The organism is Epilithonimonas caeni DSM 17710, assembly GCF_000426465.1.
GTDB lineage: Bacteria > Bacteroidota > Bacteroidia > Flavobacteriales > Weeksellaceae > Epilithonimonas > Epilithonimonas caeni.
In genome coordinates, this window is record NZ_KE384528.1 from 249,368 (window position 1) to 268,180 (window position 18,813).

The 18,813-nt window shown below is 35.0% G+C and carries 12 protein-coding genes; 3 read left to right on the plus strand and 9 right to left on the minus strand.

From position 1 onward, the window contains the following. Positions 1 to 139 precede the first annotated feature (139 nt). The gene (locus K319_RS0118970; RefSeq protein WP_027385048.1) at positions 140 to 6,151 is read left to right on the plus strand and encodes an alpha-2-macroglobulin family protein; all 6,012 of its coding nucleotides are present in this window, start codon (positions 140 to 142) and stop codon (positions 6,149 to 6,151) included. Positions 6,152 to 6,507: 356 nt separating this feature from the next. Continuing rightward, positions 6,508 to 8,730, plus strand: coding sequence for a zinc-dependent metalloprotease (locus K319_RS0118975; protein WP_027385049.1), 2,223 nt, complete (start codon positions 6,508 to 6,510; stop codon positions 8,728 to 8,730). 79 nt (positions 8,731 to 8,809) lie between these two features. Here K319_RS0118975 and K319_RS0118980 read toward each other — a convergent pair whose 3' ends face one another. From K319_RS0118980 to lpdA, 6 genes are all read right to left on the minus strand, one after another. Continuing rightward, positions 8,810 to 9,400 carry a porin family protein gene (locus tag K319_RS0118980; protein WP_027385050.1) on the minus strand — a complete coding sequence of 197 codons (591 nt, stop codon included), beginning with the start codon at positions 9,398 to 9,400 and terminating at the stop codon, positions 8,810 to 8,812. Between the two features lie 93 nt (positions 9,401 to 9,493). Continuing rightward, positions 9,494 to 10,174 carry a porin family protein gene (locus tag K319_RS0118985; protein ID WP_027385051.1) on the minus strand — a complete coding sequence of 227 codons (681 nt, stop codon included), beginning with the start codon at positions 10,172 to 10,174 and terminating at the stop codon, positions 9,494 to 9,496. A gap of 146 nt (positions 10,175 to 10,320) precedes the next feature. Continuing rightward, complete coding sequence (gene aroB / locus K319_RS0118990; protein WP_027385052.1) at positions 10,321 to 11,367, minus strand: 3-dehydroquinate synthase; 1,047 nt, start codon at positions 11,365 to 11,367, stop codon at positions 10,321 to 10,323. A gap of 117 nt (positions 11,368 to 11,484) precedes the next feature. After that, positions 11,485 to 12,426 (minus strand): DUF4476 domain-containing protein, encoded by a 942-nt coding sequence (locus K319_RS0118995; RefSeq protein ID WP_027385053.1) that lies wholly within the window; start codon positions 12,424 to 12,426, stop codon positions 11,485 to 11,487. Positions 12,427 to 12,602: 176 nt separating this feature from the next. Beyond that, on the minus strand, positions 12,603 to 13,646 hold the full coding sequence (locus K319_RS0119000) for a T9SS type A sorting domain-containing protein (protein WP_027385054.1): 1,044 nt from the start codon (positions 13,644 to 13,646) through the stop codon (positions 12,603 to 12,605). 80 nt (positions 13,647 to 13,726) lie between these two features. Next, positions 13,727 to 15,130 carry a dihydrolipoyl dehydrogenase gene (gene lpdA / locus K319_RS0119005; protein ID WP_027385055.1) on the minus strand — a complete coding sequence of 468 codons (1,404 nt, stop codon included), beginning with the start codon at positions 15,128 to 15,130 and terminating at the stop codon, positions 13,727 to 13,729. A 125-nt stretch (positions 15,131 to 15,255) separates the two neighbouring features. Here lpdA and K319_RS0119010 point away from each other — a divergent pair, with 125 nt between their 5' ends. Continuing rightward, the gene (locus K319_RS0119010; RefSeq protein WP_027385056.1) at positions 15,256 to 15,909 is read left to right on the plus strand and encodes a YggS family pyridoxal phosphate-dependent enzyme; all 654 of its coding nucleotides are present in this window, start codon (positions 15,256 to 15,258) and stop codon (positions 15,907 to 15,909) included. 74 nt (positions 15,910 to 15,983) lie between these two features. On the opposite strand, the gene K319_RS0119015 is transcribed toward K319_RS0119010, so the two are convergent. From K319_RS0119015 to K319_RS0119025, 3 genes are read right to left on the minus strand one after another with little or no spacing between them, the layout of a single operon-like run. Beyond that, entirely contained in the window at positions 15,984 to 17,078 is a 1,095-nt protein-coding gene (locus K319_RS0119015) for a glycosyltransferase family 4 protein (RefSeq protein ID WP_027385057.1), read from the minus strand. After that, positions 17,078 to 17,866: a polysaccharide deacetylase family protein gene (locus K319_RS0119020; protein WP_027385058.1), complete on the minus strand. Its 789-nt coding sequence runs from the start codon at positions 17,864 to 17,866 to the stop codon at positions 17,078 to 17,080. The genes K319_RS0119015 and K319_RS0119020 overlap by 1 nt, the downstream gene beginning before the upstream one ends. Positions 17,867 to 17,869: 3 nt before the next feature. Continuing rightward, positions 17,870 to 18,793 (minus strand): glycosyltransferase family 2 protein, encoded by a 924-nt coding sequence (locus K319_RS0119025; protein ID WP_027385059.1) that lies wholly within the window; start codon positions 18,791 to 18,793, stop codon positions 17,870 to 17,872. Between the last annotated feature and the right edge of the window lie 20 nt (positions 18,794 to 18,813).

The following is an 18,813-nucleotide window of genomic DNA, read 5'->3' on the forward strand; positions in this document are numbered from 1 at the left end:
TGAAGTTTAAAATCTTGAAAAAAATATTAAACCACGAAAGTCACAAAAGAAAAAAATTGTTTCCCTTTCCAACCTTACGATAAAATAATGCATCTTTATAAAGTGATTCATTCACTCATTCAAAAAATAAAAGACATATATGAAAATCCTAAAATCCTTATTAGTATTCTTATTGATATTTGCTACTATGAATTTTTCCGCACAAAACTATTACGACCAGCAATGGAAAAAAATCGAAGACAATTATAAAAAAGGAACTTACAAATCCAATCTTCCGATTATTCTGGAAATGCAAAATCAAGCTTTGAAGGACAATAACGTCATTCAAATCATCAAATCTTTGAAAGCGGAATTCAGTATTACAAAACAGACTTATGACGATACGAAGAATGATGAAAATTCCAAATTCTTTTCAAAACTTCAAAGCACGCAAACTAAATTGAAAGGCGATGAAAAACAATTATTCCGTCTGCTGACTTTGGAGTTCATCAAAGATTATTATCAGAACAATTCCTGGAAGATCAATCAGAAAACCAATATTGACAATGCAGATTTATCTCAAATAGAAACCTGGAGCAGGCTGGATTTCAAAAATTATTTGTCGAAGAATTATTCCGAATTAGAAAAAGACAATGCTGCTTTGAAGAAAATATCGATGCAGAAATACAAGGAAATCTTTGATAATTCTGACAACTTCGAATATTTTCCAACACTTTCAGATTGGTACAATTACAATTATATTGAGTTCTTAAGAAATCAGAATCTCTTTACTCCGAATGAATTGAAAGCGAATTCGAAGAAAATCAATGACATTTATGATTCGGAAATCACTTCGCTTTCCGGGAATTCCCAATTATACTTCAAACATCAGAAAATCAATTATAATTGTGAATTCAATAATTGTAAAGACAAATTCGCACAACTTGAAAAACTGGTTGAAGATGAATCTGTAAAAGGCGATTACAAAGTCTTGATTATTGATGATATGATTGAGATCCTTCAGCAAAAAGAGGATAACAAAAAAGCTTTGGTTTGGGTAAATAAAGCGAAAGAACTTTATCCAAAATCTAAGTTTCTAAACAATATTACAAACAAGGAAAATCAGATCAAAAATCCTCAGCTTAATCTATTTTATGAGAATGAAACCCAATCCAACAAACCGATCCACATTGTTGCGGAAGGGAAAAATGTTAAGCAGTTTTCTTTGAATATTTATGAAGTAAAAGATGATACGCAAGGTTTTCTGAATCACGTTTTTGATTCTTACAAAACACCATTTGCCAAAGTCAAAAAAACTTTAGTAAGGAAAGACCAATTTACGCTTCCGGAATCTTTTGATTTCAAAACGCACAAAACATCTTTGGAACTGAAAGCGCTTCCTTCAGGGATTTATTTGGCAGAATACATTGTGGAAAATTCCGTTCAGAGAAGTTTCTATTTCATCGTTTCTGATTCGAAAATTATTTATTCTAAAAAAGATGAGATTCTTCGACAAGCTCAGAAGGACAGTGGAAATAGGAATATTCTAAAACTTGTAAACAACGAAAACGGAAAAGCTTTTACGAATGAAAATCTTGAAATTGTCGAATATGTAAGAGGTAAACCAATCGTAAAACATTCTGTGAAAACTGATGCTTCCGGAAATTTCCAAATTCCAAATTCTGAGAATAAAGAATATTACAGAAATTTTCTTGTGAAGAATGGAAACAATTATTCGATGATAAATGTTTACGGTTATAATAACGGAAATCAAAACAAATCTGAAAATCAAGAATCTGCACAAATTTTCCTCGACAGAAAAATCTACCGACCTGGACAAATCGTTTATTTTAAAGTTATTGCAACAGGAATTAATGGTGAAACTCAAAAAGTAAAAACATTAGAAAAAGTTCCGTTGAATATTATTTTGAACGATGCCAACGGTGAAGAATTACAAACTTTGAAATTGACAACAAACGAATTTGGTTCTGTTAACGGAAGTTTTACACTTCCTAAAAATAAGCTGAATGGTAATTTCAATATTGAGGTTAATAATGATGATGATAATTCTGGTTATCATATTTCAGGTTACACGGATTTCAATGTTGAGGAATATAAGCGTCCGAAATTTGAAGTGACTTTTGAGCCTATAAAAGATGAATACAAATATGGTCAAACTATCGAACTGAAAGGAAAAGCAGCAATGTTTTCCGGTATTCCTCTGAGCAATTCAACCGTAAATTATGAAATTAAAAAACAAAATATCCGTTGGCGATATTTCTGGTGGTATCCGCGTGGAAATGACAATGAAAATTCGATTTTGGGCGATGTGAAAACCAATGAGAAAGGCGAATTTACCATCAAAGTAGAATTGAAAAAAGATGAAACTCTGGAAGGAATTCAGATTGACAATTATACAATTAATGCTTCTGTGACAGACATCAACGGGGAAACTCAATCTGCAAATACGGATGTAAAAGTCGCTTCGGTTTCTCATTATATTACTGCGAACGAAATTGGAAATACGTTTTCTGATGAAGCTGTGAAATTGGCTGTTGACACTAAAAATTACAATGACCAAATTCTACCAAAATCTTACACCGTAAAATTGGAAAAACTGGAGGAACCAAAACAAATTTTCAGAGAGAATTTTGCGTCGGTTGTTCAGGATTTGCCACAATTATCAAAGAATGAATTCGTACAGAAATTTCCTCACGACAGGTTTGATAAAAATGATGATGTGAAGAACTGGAAAGTTGAAAAGGTTGTTTTAAATGAAATAAAAAATCCTGTCATTCAGAACGCAGCGCAGCGCAGTGAAGAATCTAAAGATTCCTCGTCCCTCGGAATGACAAACGAAAAACTGAGTCTTGGTAAACTGGAAGCCGGAACTTACAAACTTCAATTGTATAATATCGAAGGAAAAGACACGATAAAAACGGAGCAATTCTTTAAGGTTTGGGATAAAAAATCGTTGGGTCAAAATCAAAACCCTTTCCTGGAAGTGATTAAACCGACACAAGATTTCAAACGAGGAGAAAAAGCAAAAGTGTTTGTCTATTCTGCGATTCCTGATGCTTTGGTCAATATTTTTATTCAAAATGGAAAAGGAGAAACTGTTACAGAAACCAAAACTTTCAAAAATGGAATTCTGGAATATGAAATTGTGATTCCGAAAGATGAAAGTATCTCGAGAGTGAATTTGCAATTCCAATTGGTGGCTTTTAATGATGTAAAAACAGAATCGGTTGATTTGAAATTGGCTGACAATAAAGATGATTTGAAAATTGAAACGGTGACATTCCGAGACAAATTACAGCCTGGACAAAAAGAAAAATGGACGATAAAAATTTCCGGTGCTGATAAAGACTCTTCGACTTCGCTCAGAGTGACAGCCGAAGTTTTGGCGAATATGTACGACAAATCGCTTGACCAATTTGCGGTGAATTCCTGGAGTTGGCAGAAGTTTTATTCGCCTTTCTACCAAAGTTCTTATGAATTAAGAAATGGCCTGGAACAACAATATTATAATAAGAGATTCGAATTTTTGAAAAATCATAATATTAATTCTCCACAGTTTAATTGGTTTGATGGAAGGCTTTACAATAATACTGCTTTATATGGTAATTCTATAAATAGATTAGAAGGAAGAGCTGCAGGAGTAAATGTGGTGGCAGAATCTGCCCCAGCAGCAAAAATAATGATTAGAGGAAATTCTTCTGTTCAATCTGACACAATGTCTAAAGATAAATCTATCGAAGAGGTTGTAGTTTCAGGTTATTCTGAGAAGAAAGAACTAGAAAGTTTAGACAAAATCCCGATTCGTCAAAATCTCAACGAAACTGCATTATTCTACCCAAATCTTCTCACAGATAAAGACGGAAATGTTTCATTTGAGTTCACTTCTCCGGAAGCTTTGACACAGTGGAAAGTCATGTTTTTAGCTCATACAAAAGATGCAAGAAGTGCAATTTTGGAAAAATCTGTGGTAACACAAAAAGAATTTTCCATTACACCAAATTATCCGAGATTCTTACGAGAAGGCGATGAGCTGAATCTTCAAACAAAAATTTCAAGTTTAATAAATCAAAAATTAACCGGCGTTGCACAATTGCAGATTTTGGATGCGTTTACGAATGAAGATATTACTGATAAATTCGGAATCACTCAATTGACAGCTGTTTCCGGATATAATAAGGAGCAGTCTTTTTCATTAGCTGAGAATGGAAATATATCCGCAACTTGGAAACTGAAGGTGCCTAACAATGTTTCTTCTATCATCATTAAAATCGTTGCAAAGGCAGGCAATTTCTCTGACGGTGAACAAAAGGCAATCGCAGTTCTTCCAAACAGAATGTTGGTAACGGACGCACTTCCGATTTTTGTAAAAGAAGGACAGACGAAAACTTTCACGTTGGAAAACCTGAAAAATTCCGATTCTAAAACATTGACGAATGTTTCTAATACTTTAGAACTGACCACAAATCCGATTTGGGAAATTATGTTTGCGCTTCCAAGTTTGAAAGATGATACTAATAATTCAGCAGATGTCGTTTTCAACAAATGGTTTGCGGATGTTTTGGCTTCGGAAATTTTCAAAGCGAATCCGAAAATGAAAACCGTTTTTGATGAATATCAGTCAAAAGGTTTACTAACATCTAATCTTGAAAAAAATCAGGAACTGAAACAATTGTTACTGGATGAAACACCTTGGGTTCTGGAAAGCAAAAATGAAACCGAACAAATGCAGAAATTAGCAAGATTATTCGATGCAAACACGATGCGAAATTCAATCCAAAATGATTGGTCAGAACTGGTAAAACTTCAAAATCCTGATGGTGGATTCAGTTGGTATCAGGGTTATCCGAGTTCGTATTACACTTCACTTTATATTCTGAAAAACCTTGGCAGAATCAATGAATGGCTGAAAGGAAATCTTTCTGATTACCAAAGTTCCGAACAAAAATCGATGGTAAAAAAACTGGTTTCCTATGTGGATAATGAAGTGAATAAATATTGGGATTCTTCGACTCCGCTCAGAATGACAAAGGAGAATATTTGGAATAATTTTGTTCTCGATTATCTTGACACAAGGCATTATTGGGAAAAAGAATATCCTTTGAAGGCAAAAGGTGCCACTTTGAAAAATTCAATTATATCAAAAGCAAAAACGGCTAAAATCACCGATTTTACTTTCTTTGGATTGCATCGTTCGGCTTTATTATTTAACAACTATGGATTGAAAGATGTTTCGAAAAAACTGATGAATTATCTGAAAGAAACTTCAACACAATCAGAAACTCAAGGTGTTTATTGGAAACAAAACCTAAATGACTGGGGTTGGTATTCTTCCAAAACGGTGAATCACGCTGGAGCGATTGAAGCATTCCAAAAACTTACTCCAACTGATGAAAACTTTATCGAAGAAATGAAAATCTGGCTGGTTACCCAGAAAGAGGTCAATTCTTGGGGCAATTCCAGAGGAACGGCAGAAGTTATTTTCACGATTTTAAATTCTGGGAAATCTTGGACAAGTACAGAATCTGACAAAGCGCAAATCACTTGGGGCGGAAAGCAACTGGATCCGCAAACGCAGGCAACAGGTTACGTAAAACAAACTGTAGCTTCTGATAATCTGGACAAAAATCTTTCGACAGTTACTATTAAAAAAGACAGTCCGGGAATTGTTCAAGGTGGCTTGTTCTGGCAATATTATGAAGAGCTTGATAAAATAAAATCTTCGGAAAGTTATATTTCTATCTCTAAAGAACTGTACAAAAAAGTAAAAATGGAGAATGGCGAACAATTAATTAAAATCAATGAAAATTCACCTATCAAAGTTGGAGATAAAATTACGGTAAGAATGATCCTGAATACGGACAGAAATATGGAGTTCATTCACTTGAAAGATATGAGAGCGGCAGGTTTTGAGCCTTTGGACGTGATTTCGGGCTATCAATGGAAAAATAATTTGGGCTATTATCAATCCACAAAAGATGCTTCCACCAATTTCTACATAGAATATATGCCGAAAGGAAAGTATGTTTTCGAGTACGATTATGTTGCAAATGCAGGTGGAAAATTCTCTAACGGAATCACCACTTTGCAGAATTATTATGCACCACAGATGAATGCGCATACGCAAGGAACCAAGGTTCTAATTTCTGAATAATATTAAATTCTGAATATAATTGAAAAAGGAGGTTGTAAAGTTTTGCAACCTCTTTTATTTTAGTGTGAAAATAATCGACAAAATGATCCTCACAATTATATAATGAATTGTATATTTTTTCTTATTTTAGCAAAAAAAGTATAAAATCAAGGTTTATTTATACTTTTCTTTATTTATTCACTATTTTCATTTTCAAAATGTAAAATTGTAATTAATATAGTTTGAAATACTATGAGCCTGATAAGAGAAATGTTATTGATATGAATCTTATCGACCTTAATTTATCAAAATATAAACGATCAAACTAAAAAATTACAGTATGCAATAAAAAAATAGAAAAATTAAATATTTTAACAATGAACAAAAAATTACTATTTTCAGTAGGGGTAATGTTCTCGGGAATGCTATTCTCACAGAAGAATTACTGGAAGCAGGTTTCAGCTGTTGACAACAGATCAGCTGTTTATGATAAAACTGCAACACCATCAAAGTATAAGCTATATAAGCTAAACGTAGATGAAATAAAAGTTGATCTTGCAAAAGCGCCTAAACGTTTTTCCAACGATGAATCATTGGTACTAAAATTCCCGACAGCAGAAGGAAAGCTAGTAGATTATGTAATCCAGGAAGCATCTGTTATGGATCCTGTCCTACAGGCAAAATATCCTAATTTAAGATCATATTTAGGCTACGAAAAAGGCAATTCCGGAAATTCTATCCGTTTCAGTGTATCTCCATATGATGGGGTCAATGTAATGTATTACAATTCTGGAAAAACAGCCTATTTAGATGCTTATACACAGGATAAATCTACTTATATGGTCTATAATCGTGAAGATCTTGGCCCTAATTTGGAAGGATTTGTTTGTGGATATAAAAATTCAGAGGAAGAAACGATAGCAGATCCAACACCTCAATCTTTGGTACAAGATGGGCAATTCAGAAATTACCGCCTTGCATTAGCCACGACGATGGAATATTCCCGATACCATATCAATAGAGCTGGTTTAAGCGGTGGAACAATAGCCCAAAAAAAGGAAGCTGTACTTGCAGCCATGAACACAACCATGACAAGGGTAAATGGGGTTTACGAAAAAACCATTTCCCTTACCATGACCATGATCGCTAACAATGATGTCTTACTTTCAATAGATGTTGATGCCTATGGACCTGGCTTTACAAATAATGACGGGTATGCACTCCTTGATGAGAATCAGGCCTTCATAGATGCAACAATTGGAAGCTCGGCATATGACATCGGACATATCTTCAGTACTGGCGGTGGAGGTGTTGCTCAGTTAAGATCACCATGTACTGCAAGCAAGGCCCGTGGTGTCACAGGTCGTTCCGCACCTAGAACAGATGCTTTTGACATTGACTATGTTGCACATGAAATGGGGCACCAGTGGGGCGCTCAACACACTTTTGATAACTCTTGTGATAATAACAGAAGTGCAGCTACTTCTGTAGAGCCTGGTAGTGGTAGTACAATTATGGCCTACGCCGGCATATGCGCACCAAATGTACAAAACAATAGCGATGCTTATTTCCATGTGGTAAGTGTCAACCAAATGTATAGTAATATTACAACAGGTACTGGTTCAGGATGTGGAGTGAAAACAGCCAATAATAATCAAGTTCCTGTAATCCAAGCTTTGACCAATTATTCCATACCTTACGGAACTGCATTTGTGTTAACAGGAACTGCTACTGACCCGGATGGAGATGCCTTGACTTACCTTTGGGAGCAGACCAACACAAGAAATACAACTACATCTACTGTACCGACTGCGACACAAGCTTCAGGAGCTGTATTCAGATCTTACACGCCTACAGTATCTACTTCTCGCTATTTCCCTATGATGTCTGCGGTTGCAGCGGGAAATCTAGCACCAACCTGGGAAGTGATTCCAACTATCGAAAGAAATCTTAACTTCTCTCTTTTTGTAAATGACAACAAAGCAACAGGAAATCAAGCAGCTAGAGCCAACATGGTTGTTACCATTGCTGGTACAGGACCTTTTAAAGTGACTTCACAATCTGCTGCAGCTAATTATAATGGAGGTTCTTCTCTTGCTGTAACTTGGGATGTGGCAGGTACTACAGCAGCACCTATCAATACACAAAATGTCCAGATCTTATTATCATCTGACAATGGATTGACCTATCCTACAGTTCTTGCAGAGAGCGTTCCAAATACAGGAACTGCCAGCGTAATTCTTCCAAATGAAGATAATTCCAATGCGAGAATCATGGTAAAGGCCGTTGACAATATTTATTTCGCTGTTAATGCTACGAGATTCAACATCAACAAAGTTCTTGCAGTTAACGAGTCCGCATTTGAGAAAGGATTTGCAATCTATCCAAACCCGGCTAAAGGAGAAGTAAACATCTCTCTGAACAAAGCTACAAAAGGTGCAACTTACCAAATTGTTGACCTTTCTGGAAAACTAGTTTCAAATGGCTCTTTGGAAAATGAAAAAACTCAAGTGAATATCTCTAACTTAAAAACAGGAACTTACAGAATTGTAATTTCCAATAACGGAGAAACAACCAGCAAAAATCTTATTGTCAAATAAGTAATGAAACTATGAAATAAAAAACCAACTTCAAAAGAAGTTGGTTTTTTTATGTTTAAAAATCATCAATCCAAATAAATTAGAACCCGTATTGCAATCCTATTTGGAAACCGCTATTTCTGAGTTGCTTATCACTATTATTCCAGCTTGTGGAACCATTTTTCTTGATATCAGTAAAACCAACGATATATCTAGCCCCAATTGCCATATTATTAAATTTAAATCCCAATCCAATCCCTCCACTCAGATCTAGCTGATTATAGGCGTCCTTATCTTTTTCAATAATAGTTTTGCTATCGCTTTCGTATTTATTCTTGTTACCCACCAAAACTCCAAACTGAGGGCCACCTTCCACGTAAAATTTGGGAATCAATTCGAACTGAAACATAATGGGCATCGCCACGTAATTAAGATTCAAAGTATGAGAAGTATTTCCATTTTCGTACTTCACTCCCATATTGTTATAGATCAGCTCCGGTTGGATACTAAGCAGTGCATTAACTGGGGCATTCATATAAGCACCTACATAAAAACCAATTTTAGAATTTTTATCTCCCCAGCTATTTTCTTTACTGACCGTAGAAATATTGGCTCCTCCTTTCACTCCAAATGATTGGGAATAAGCCAAAGACATAACACTAAGCCCCAACAATCCAAAAATTTTCTTCATATATAATTGTTTATGAATAACAAAAATATAAATTATGAAATAAAAAAGACCGATAAATTCGGTCTTTTAGTAATATTTAATATTTTATGATTTTTAGAATTTGAAATAAACCCCAGCTTGGAATGTATTATTCCTATTTTTATCACCGTCATTTTGAAGAGATGTATTGCCATCGGTATTTCTATCTTTCTTATTGATATCAGTAAAACCTGCAACATATCTAGCATTGATACCAAAATTTGGTGTAATATCATAACCAAGTCCTAAAGCCGCTCCCATATTAAAACCTGAGTAATAATCTTTAAGATCCTCTGATGTATTTGTAGAAGAATCGTCAGGAGAACCATTGACATAGGTCGTATTTATATCTTTTGCTTTTGCACTAGTTAAAAAACCAAATTCAGGGCCTGCTTCAATATAAAATGCAGGTGTTGCTCTAAACTGGAACATAATTGGAACAGTAATGTAATCCAAATTCAACTTAGCTGTTGATCTTGCTTCATAAGTATTTCCTAAAAAAGTCGTAGAATATTTATTTGTCACTTTTGAGCCCATCTGGCTATACATAACCTCTGGCTGGATACTGAATTGCTCAGAGACAGGTATATTTACAAAAGCACCACCTGCAAAACCAACTTTAGACTTGGCATCGTCATATCCGTCCTTAGAAATTGATGCTACGTTAATACCTGCTTTTAAACCAAATTGCGGAGTAGTTTGAGCGAATGCAAACGTTCCTGCTACCAAACCTAATCCTAAAAATAACTTTTTCATAATTTCAAATTTTAAATTTTGTTTTACGGGAAGGATACTTCCAAATTCTTTGCCAAAAAAATAAAACTTAAAACTATTTTTAAAAATTAAAATTATAAATAATTAATTATGAGTAGATTAAAAATACTATTCAATGAATAAAAATATTAATTAGAATTGATATTTTTATAAAAATCCAAGGCTAAAATGATTTGTTCTGCACTTAATTTTTGGTCAAAAAGACAAGACCCAATTCCATTTATCAATGAAAAATTGATATTCCCATCCTGATTTTTTTTGTCGTTGAACATCAGATCTATAATAGCTCCATTCTTAAATTCTGATATATCGATGTATGGGAAAAATCTTTGAATCTTAGATATAATTGCAGATGAAACTTCAACGTCAATCAATCCGCAAAGTAAAGCTAAATGCGTTTCACAAATCATTCCCAATGCAACTGCTTCGCCGTGAGGAATTAGATCTCCTTTTTTCAGAAATAGACTTTCCACGGCATGACCAATGGTATGCCCGAAGTTTAGGATCTTACGAACATTTTCTTCTTTAAAGTCTTTTGTTACCACTTCATTCTTGATCTCCATACTTCTATTAATGAATGGCGCAATATCTTCCGGCGTAATTTTGAATAATGAACTAAGGCCATTCCAATGATTAGAATCTGCTATCAATCCGTGTTTCAGCATCTCTGCAAAACCGCTTCTCAATTCTTCAAATTTCAGGGTTTCTAAAAATTTTGGATAAAAGAAAATCGCTTCGGGCAATGCAAAAGTTCCAATGATATTTTTAAGATATTGATGGTCGATCCCTGTTTTTCCTCCTATTGATGCATCGCACATCGACAGCAAAGTTGTGGGAACATTAATAAATTTGAAACCTCTTTTATAAGTTGAAGCCACAAAACCTCCCAAATCAGTAATGACTCCGCCGCCAAGATTGATGAGAAGCGACTTTCTGTCGGCTTCCATTTCGGAGAAGATCTCCCAAAGTTGGGTGGCTGTCTCTATGTTTTTATTTTCTTCGCCTGCTTCTATTTCGATGACCTCGAATGGCGCATCCGTTTCCAGATTAGGAAGCAGAATCGGAAGGCAATGGTTGTGGGTGTTCTCATCCACCAAAATAAAAATCTTACTTGGATTAATTTGGCTTATATATTCATTAAGATTCGTGAAATCTTTATCAAGTTCTTTTATCATGACTCAAATTTTAACAAAAGTAAGAACAAAAAATAAGTATATAGATATCAGATGTCAGATATCAGGTAACAATTTCTCTGTACAAATAAAAAAGAGAAGCAATTGCCTCTCTCTGATCTATTGTTTTGAAATATAATCCCGTAATTCCTGAGCCGAACTCTGAAATTGGAAAGCAGGATAGACCACAAAATAATTGACAGGGTCCACACATCTGGAATAAGAATATTTGGCAACCTCTACTCTATCTTTGTCATAAGTCAAAACTTCGAGAAGGGATTTTATCTGCTCAGATGTTGCCATAGCATTTCTCAGCTGCTGCTTGATGACGGAAACTTTATCATCTGCAAATTTGGTGTTTTTAACGACTTGCAAAAAGGCATTAAAACTCGCACTATTCATCACGTTGCCATAATAATTTCCTTGGTTGTTCCCATTGTAGCCACCTTGGTTTCCTGTTCCGTAATAAGGGTCCCATTGTCCAGAATTACCATTGTTGTATGGAGAATTCCACATATCATTCCAGATATCACCATAATTGTCATAAGCTTGGTTTTGAAGCTGATAAGTCCCCAAAAGATACAACCCACGATTACTAAAGAAATCCAAGACCAATCTGGAATTGTTACGAACATTAACTCTTGTCCTATAAAGCAAATATCCGTTTCCATAAACAGAAATTGGAACCAAACCTGGAATGATATCAAAAAATCTATATTTTCCGGAAGAATTCGCAGACATCTGGTCGCCAACTTCCACTGTGTAGAAGCCTCGCTCAGGGATTCTCAAGAATATCTCCGCGTAGCCATAACCGTAATTTTGATTCCAGTCGTAACTCGGATCTGGTCTGTTGTTGGGAGTATTATTGTTATTATTCGGGTTGGTTCTGTAATTTGAATTATCTAATGTTCCATTACCTCTTTTTCCAGATGTTTCCGGTTTGCGAGTCTGCATTTCGCTTTTAGAAGCTTCATTTTTCAAAAGTTCGCCAGCTTTTCCTGCTTCTTGAGCAAAAATTGCTAAACTCAAAAGAAAAACACAAGTAGTAAATATTTTTTTCATAGTTAATAATTTATTTTATAATATCTAGTCTAATTCTACAAATATGCCAAATTATTAATTAAAATACTCACTTTTATAAATAAAAATTTAACATCCTGACTGTGAAGTAATTAAAATAAAAAAGAGAAGTAAAACTGCTTCTCTTTTATTAATTTTAAAAAGTTAAAATTTTCATTCTATTCTTTTATAAATTTAGTTTTTAGAGATTTACCATTAATTGAAAGATTTAAATAATAAATTCCAGATTGAAGCTTTGAAATATTAATTTTATTTTGATTGAGGTCTGGAGATGAAACCAACCTTCCCAATTCATCAAGAATTTGAATCTTTTCAATCTTTTCATTAATATCTAATTTTAAAAAATCTTTCGCAGGGTTTGGTACAACCCTAAACGATATTTTAGGTATTTCTTCGGTTGCAATCAGACAATTATCTGCCAAGATATTAGTTGGTATATTATTTTGAATAAGATTGTCTCTATATTCGTCTGCCTCGAAGCAGTTTACAGTAAGATTATTTAAACCCGCCAAAGTATCAGGTTCGGGATAACTTCTACAAATTGCTGTCACTTGATAAAACGAATAAAATGGACATTGGCTCTGGTCAGCCAACATAGCCCAAATAGTAATCATTCCGCTCTGAAGGTTTAAGTTTTTTAATGGATTTCCATAATATCCGTAGAGAGCATATCCTTCAGTACCAGAATTTCTTGCTGATTGACTAAGGTCTAAATTAGCCAACAGATTATTTGCGCATTGAATAATAAATAAACTTCCTACATCTTCAAAATTTATAAATTGGCTTATTTTATTGTTATGACAATAAATCTGAGTCAATTTTGTCAAATTTTTAAAATCTATTGAAGTCAAATTATTATTTTTACACTCCAAAATTTTCAGGTTTTTGAAATAATTAATACCTTCAATTGAATCAATATTAAAATATTTATTGCTTGAAAACTGAATATAATTAAGGGGTGAATTTGCCCCATCAATAGAAATTTTACTAATATTCAAAGCTTCTTGAACATCAATTTCGCCATCCTGATTTTGGTCGATAACAGTAGGATTCCCATTTAAATCTGATGCTACCATATTGTAGTAATTAGTTGTACTCGATTCTAGTAATCTTGCTTTGAACTTCGGGTCTGGAAAATTAATGATTTGGCTGAAAAAAATCTGAGAGCAAAAAAGTAGAAAAAAGAAGTATTTTTTTTTCATAATTAGTTTATTTTCAACTAAATTAATAAAAAAAAAGAAGCAAAACTGCTTCTCTTTCTAAATATATTGATGTTAAAATCTTACATATGAATCGAACGCTTTCCAGTCGCATCCAAAGCTGCTTCTTTTACAGCTTCTGCATAAGTTGGATGTGCATGTGAACTTCTTGCGATGTCTTCTGCACTTGCACGGAACTCCATTGCAATAACACCTTCCGCAACCAAGTCCGCAGCTCTTGCTCCAATCATATGGAAACCTAGAACCTCGTCAGTTTTTTCGTCAGCGATGATTTTCACAAATCCATCCGTATCGCCACTTGCCCGGCTTCTTCCCAAAGCTCTCATTGGGAAATTCCCAACTTTATAAGCAACACCTTCAGCTTTCAATTGCTCTTCGGTTTTACCAACTCCAGCAACTTCTGGCCAAGTGTAAACAACACCCGGGATCAAATTATAATTGATGTGAGGTTTTTGTCCGGCCAGAATCTCAGCAACCAAAGTTCCTTCTTCTTCCGCTTTGTGAGCCAACATTGCACCAGCTACAACATCTCCAATCGCATAGATGTTAGAAACATTAGTCTGGAGGTGGTCGTTTGTTTTCACTCGTCCTCTTTCATCAAGCTCTACACCAGCATTTTCCAGACCAAGTCCGTCTGTGTAAGGTCTTCTTCCAACAGAAACAAGAACATAATCGCTTTCGTAAGTTACTTCCTCGCCCTTTTTATTTTTAGCTGTTACTTTTACAGAATCTCCATTTCTTTCCACCGCAGAAACCGCTGTAGAAAGTTCGAATTTCATTCCTTGTTTTCTAAGAACTTTTTGTAATTCTTTAGATAAACTTCCGTCCATCCCCGGGATGATCTTGTCCATAAACTCGACAACAGTTACCTGAGAACCCAATCTCAAATAAACAGAACCAAGTTCCAAACCAATAACTCCACCACCGATAACAACTAAATGTTTAGGAACTTCTTTCAAATTAAGAGCTTCTGTTGAAGTGATCACTCTTTCTTTATCAAGTGTAATGAATGGTAAGCTTGATGGTTTTGAACCAGTTGCGATGATCGTATATTTTGAATCGATAGTTTCTGATGAACCATCGTTTTTTGATACCTTGATTTGAGTTGCAGATTCGAAGCTTCCGACACCTTCAAAAACAGTGATCTTGTTTTTGTCCATCAGGAAGTTGATTCCTTTTGTGGTCTGCTCTACGACGCTATTTTTTCGCTCGATCATTTTTGCAAGATCTACTTTCGGCTCGTTGATGATGATTCCGTAATCAGCAAATTCATGCTTTGCCTTTTCGAAATGTTCAGAACTGTCAAGCAAAGCTTTGGAAGGGATACAACCTACGTTAAGGCAGGTTCCGCCCAAAGTAGGATATTTCTCAATAATTGCTGTTTTGAAACCCAATTGTGCAGCTCTGATGGCTGCTACATATCCGCCAGGACCAGAACCGATAACGGTTACATCAAATTGACTCATATTTTTGTGATTATTATTCGAAATAAAATTTCATCAAATTTACGAATTTTAGACCAATTCTTAAACTGATTTTATAACATAATTAATCTCTATTTTTGCATAAGATTTTTCTAAATTCAATTATAATGTCAATCGAACAAAATTATCAAAATATCCTATCCCAGCTTCCTCAAAATGTAAAACTGGTTGCAGTTTCCAAAACCAATCCGGCAGAGAAAATCAAGGAAGTTTATGATTTTGGGCAACGGGCTTTCGGAGAAAATAAAGTTCAGGAACTATTGGAAAAACAGCCAGTTCTTCCCAACGATATCGAATGGCATTTGATCGGACACCTTCAAACAAATAAAGTGAAATACATTGCCGGTTTTATTGCGATGATTGAAAGTATCGACAGCGAAAAGCTCTTGAAAGAAGTGGATAAAGAGGCGGCAAAAAACAATCGAAAAATCAAAGTTTTGCTTCAGGTCAAAATTGCTAAAGAAGATACTAAATTTGGTTTAACGACAGATGAAGCGAAAGACATTTTCAATCAATATCTCGAAGGAGATTTTCCAAATATCGAAATCAACGGTTTGATGGGAATGGCAAGTTTTGTGGACAATGAAACTCAAATCCGCGAAGAATTTTCGGTCTTGAAAAATCTCTTTGATGAATTATCACAACTAAAGCTTTTGGAAACTCTTTCAATGGGAATGAGTGGTGATTTTCCAATTGCAATAGGATCTGGCTCTAATTCGGTAAGAGTTGGCTCTGCGATTTTTGGAGAAAGGAATTATTAGTTGTTGGTTGTCAGTTGGTAATTGAGGTCTTGTCAGGCTGAGGCTCTCGAAGCCTTTCTAAAAGTTAACTTCCATTAAACCAGACTTTCATAAACCTTCATCATTTCATCGGCAATCACCTCATCATTAAATCTCTGTACAAACTGCAAACCTTTTTCTGCACGTCGTTTTCTTTCCGATTCGTTTTCCCAAAGAAAGTTGATTTTCGCCCTAATGTCGTCCACATTTTCAGGATTCACGTAAACAGAATCCGGTCCGCCAGCTTCAGGCAGACAACTTGTATTGCTCGTAATCACAACGGTTTCTGAAAACAATGCTTCGATAACGGGAATCCCGAAACCTTCGAAAAAACTCGGATAGATGAAAATTTCTGCCAACTTGTAGATCCCAGCCAATTCTTCCATAGAAACGCCTGACAGAAACTGAACTTCAATCTTTCCTTTATTGATCTCTTTCTCAATTAATTTAAAATATTTTGGCTTTTTCGCACCGACAACAACTAAGGGAATTTTGGAACCCTTCAGCGCTTTGACGACATTCAACAGATTTTTTCTGGGCTCAATCGTTCCGACATTCAACAAAAATCTGTCTGGCAAATTGAATTTTTCTTTGATTTGATTTAGGATTTCCTCACTTTGTTTTTCTTTAAAACTAGCATGGCAACCTTGATAAACTACTTCGATTTTACTTTCCGGAGCTTTCAGATAATGAATAATATCTTTTTTGGTCTGTTCGGAAATCGCAATGATTTTATCTGCAGATTGTGCCGCTTTTTTGAATTTCCAGAAATGAATTTTTCTATCAACCCAGGTGTAATACTCCGGATATCTTTCGAAAATCAAATCGTGAATGGTAACGACTTTTTTAATTGGTTTTGAGTTCCATCGCAAAGGTAATTCGCCGGACAAACCGTGGAAAATATCGGCATCGTTATTCTGTGCGTCAATTCCCGTTTTGAGCTGACGGGAAAGTGTACCTTTTGTGGTTTGGACGAAAGTGACATTCGGCAATTTTAATATCGCTTCACCACGCTCAGATTTCTTTTTATTGAATAATAAATATTGATTATCAGGATAATATATCGCTAAGACCCGAACCAAATCGCGGGAATAATTTCCTAAGCCAGACCAGCTGGAAAAAATACGTTTGGCGTCGTATGCAATCTTCATTAATTCTTATTTTTTTGAGTCCAGTTTTCCAAAAAATCTTTGGTGGTGGAAAACTGATAGTTATTTTTCTTCGCCCATTTGATGAAATCTTCAAAACGGTTGACCATTTGTCGATTTGTATTTTTGAACGTAAAATTGGGCAATTTATATTTTGGATTCGAGATATCTGCAAATTCCCACGGATGAAAATAAATGTTCAAAAATCCTGTCTCTTTTAATGACAATTTGGACAACAATTTATAAATCCAAAGCGGAAAGTTATGAAAACTTAACCAAAACAACGGAACTCTGAGCATTGTAGAAACCGAAGCCGGGAACTGCAACACTTTCTTTTGCCAAAATGGTTTTCTACTAACTTTGAAATTGTTATATCTTCCAGGCAAATAAGTTGGGTTGATGGATGAATTATAAAAATATCCCGCATCCGAAACCGCATCCTCTGAAACAGGGCTCATTCTTGGCATTCTAAGCCCAACCACTTTCGTATTGAATAATTTTTCCAATTCTTGTTTTGATCCCGCTAAATGTTTCTCCTCAAACTCCGAATGAAACCAAGTGTGAGAAGCCAACTCGTGACCTTCGGATAGTAATTGCTGAACCAAATCTTTATTATTTTCGGCAAAAACAACGGTTGAAAAAAAAGTAGCTCTAATATTATGCTCCTTCAAGATCCTTAGAATATTCTGTAAGCCTTTTCTGGAAACTGCTAATTGTTCTTCCAAAGGAATCTCGCCATTGTATTCCAAGGGCATATCAAATTCTTCGATGTCGAAACTTAGTAAAATCATTAATTAAAAATTTTTCGAGCGGATAATATAATTGGGACGATCCTTGATCTGTTTGAATATCTTTCCCATATAGATTCCCAAGATCCCAAGTATTATCAATTGTATCCCGCCAAAGAAAACCACAGTCATCAAGATTGATGCCCAACCAGAAATCTCGGTATGACTCAAAAATGCATAAATCACATAAGGGATGTAAAGCAACGACAAAAATGAAAAGAAAAATCCGAGATAAGCTGCTAAATAAAGTGGTTTCACACTAAAGGCAGTAATTCCTGTAAATGCAAACCTCATCATTTTTCCTAAGCTGTATTTACTACTTCCTGAAAACCTGTCAGCTGCCACAAAATCAATAGAATATTGCTTGAAACCAACCCATTTTACTAATCCTCTAAGGAAAATATCGGATTCTCCGGTTTTTCTAATCGCATCAATGACGGATGCATCTAACAATCGGAAGTCTGAACTCCCTTTTTCCAAATCAACATCGGATAAATTGGATAAAATATGGTAGAAAAAATCGGATGTTTTTCTTTTAAAGAAGCTTATATTTTTTGAATATCTTCTAATTGTATAAACCACATCATAACCTTCTTCCCATTTTTTTATCATATTAGGAATCATCGCTGGTGGATGTTGCATATCTGCGTCCATAGAGATCACAGCATTTCCGTCAGCATAATCCATTCCGGCTTTTACTGCATTTTGATGTCCAAAATTTCGTGAAAACTCTAGGTATTTCAACTTAGAACAATCCTTAGAAATCTCTTCCAAAGTCTGTTGGGTAGAATCGCGGCTACCATCATTCACGAATATGATCTCGTAATCATAATCCGGAAGTGTAAGAAAAACGTTCTTGATCTCCGAATGGATCAAGGACAAATTGCCCTCCTCGTTATAAGCTGGTATGACTATCGATATTTTCTTCATCTTTTCAAATCAATAAAAAT